Here is a 2,291-nt window from a genome sequence, read left to right on the forward strand (position 1 = left end):
TCTCTCTCTCTCTCTCTCTCTCTCTCTCGACTACTATCAAGTTTTTAAGTGCGTCATAATTCTCACCAATTATTAAAACGTTATTGCCTTTTTCATTGTTTTTGAATGATAATTTATCATCTTTACTTAATATAGCAACTTGTTCTGTATCAACACTTGGTGCTACATCAAATGTAAAACCTAATTTAACTCTTTTAATTAAAAATTGATACACATTTTGTAAATTAATATCATCTTCATCAAATTTATCTAGAATTGAAATAATAAGATCTTTTTGATCTTGATTCAACTCATTATTTAATGTTAGATCATTAACTTTTTTAATATATTCTTGTTTTCTAGTTAACATTATTGATCTCTCCTATTTTCTCTACTAATTTATTTATTTTAAATCCATTAATTTTATTTTTAACAGTATTTAAGTGTCTATCAACTATTATATCTACATTTTTAATGATTTTAGTTGCTTCGTTTTTAATATTTTCAGCTGATTTATAAATTTCTTTAGCTTTATTATCTATATTTGTTAAAGCATTATCTAATAAGTTATTTTTAAACTCTTCAAACTCATCTAAAATATCTTGTTTCTCTTTAAATGATAATTCTTCTTGTAATCTATTTAATTTAAGATCTTTATATTTTAATGCAATAGTTTCTAAAACACCTAACACAGTAACAAAATACATAGGTCTTACTACAAACATATTTTTATAATCACTAACTCTGTAAATTAAACTATCATTAGTTTCATATTCTAATTCACTCACTAATAAAGCATAATCTAGATTCTTTTTACTTCTATCATCATCTAGTTTTTTATAGTGATCACTATTTTTCTTTTTGTTTTGTGAATTTAATTGTTCGCTTTTCATTTCACACATTACACTTAATAATAAGTTTTGTTTTTCTTCTTCAGCATAAACTTTAAAGATAAAATCACCTTTAGTTCCTTTTAAATCATCTTCACTTTTAACTACTTGATTATCTTTTATTAAAGTTGAAGTTTTAAAAGCAAAAGTTGAAATTTCATTAAATTGATTAAAACAGTAGTTTTCTAATTCTTCACCTATTAATTTAATGTTTTTAGTTAATTTTTCTCTTTTAATAATTTCTAAATCTTTAATAAGATTATTAATTTCATTTTGTTTGTTATTAGTTATTTCATTAATTTGATTTTTATAATTTAAATCAATAGTGTTTAAACTATTTTCTTTATCTTTTAAACTTTCTTTTAATTCGTTAATTTGTTTATTTAACTCTTCTTTTTGTTTATTTAACTCTTTTTGATAGTTATTTTCAACTTCTAATTTAATAAGTTTTTCTTGCTTTTCTAATTGTTTATTTAATGAATCAATATCAGATTCTAGTTTTAATTTATCTTTTGTAATTTGTTCAAATTCTTGTTGTTTTTCTTCTAATAATTTAGTTTTTAAATTAGCAAGTTGAGTATCTGTATTTGATTGTCAAATAACTTTATTATCATTTAATTGGTTTTTGAAATCTAAAATTTGTTTTTCAATTGTTTGGCTTAAATTTTGATTTTCTTGTTTTAATTTAGTATTTTCTTTGAATTGTTCTTCATTTTCTCTATTTAATTGGTTTTTATATTTTTCAAATTCAATATTTGATTCTAATTGTCATTTATCTTTTTCTTTAGTTAATTTTTCTAAATAAAGTTGATCTTTATGATCATCAATTTGTTGTTGAATATTTGATAGATTAAAACTTTCCCAAAAAATTAACTATATAAGACCTTGTTTATTATCTCTTCATTCTTTTTAGCAACTCTTGTTAAGTATCAAATATCAGGTTTATCTGGTATTTGAACTTTTTTATATTGTTTAAAAATTTTCATTATTTCTCTATATGTTTTAGTTTTAAATAAACCTGCATCTTCAAATTTATTTTTAATTCTATAACCAATAATTAATGTAAGCATATTGATAAATTCATCTGCATAAACACTTAAATCATCATGAACTTTAACTGAATCAAGTTCCAAAGTGTTTTTGTAAAAGTCATTAACAAGTTCAATTTCCCATCTTTGCTTATACATATTCAAGGCTTCTTGACATGTTATGTCTTGGTCAGAAACATATGCGATAGTGCCAAATTTGTGTTTCATTTTGTCATATCTTTCTTTTGAGAATTTTTTGCTTGACATAAAGTCGTGTTCTTCTTTGAATGCTCTTTTAACGTCTCTAAAGCAGTAATAATATTTGTCTTCATAAAATTCTTTTTTATATCATGTCGGATTCTCTTTATCGTCAAGTTTTTCTGACATATTATAA

General features: G+C 22.0%; 2 protein-coding genes and 1 pseudogene. All 3 read right to left on the reverse strand.

Going from position 1 to position 2,291, the window contains the following annotated elements; translation table 4 throughout:
* Nucleotides 1–349: pseudogene (locus tag AB668_RS00740) on the reverse strand (site-specific DNA-methyltransferase); the annotation flags it as partial.
* Nucleotides 339–1,742: a DUF2130 domain-containing protein gene (locus AB668_RS06055; RefSeq protein ID WP_082160312.1), complete on the reverse strand. Its 1,404-nt coding sequence runs from the start codon at nt 1,740–1,742 to the stop codon at nt 339–341. The gene AB668_RS06055 and the pseudogene AB668_RS00740, both read right to left, overlap by 11 nt.
* Nucleotides 1,739–2,291 (reverse strand): transposase (locus tag AB668_RS00750; RefSeq protein ID WP_327138672.1); only part of this gene is annotated, 553 nt, incomplete at its 5' end. The genes AB668_RS06055 and AB668_RS00750, both read right to left, overlap by 4 nt.

This window comes from Mycoplasma sp. HU2014, assembly GCF_001199495.1.
Lineage (GTDB): Bacteria > Bacillota_I > Bacilli_A > Mycoplasmatales > Mycoplasmataceae > Mycoplasma.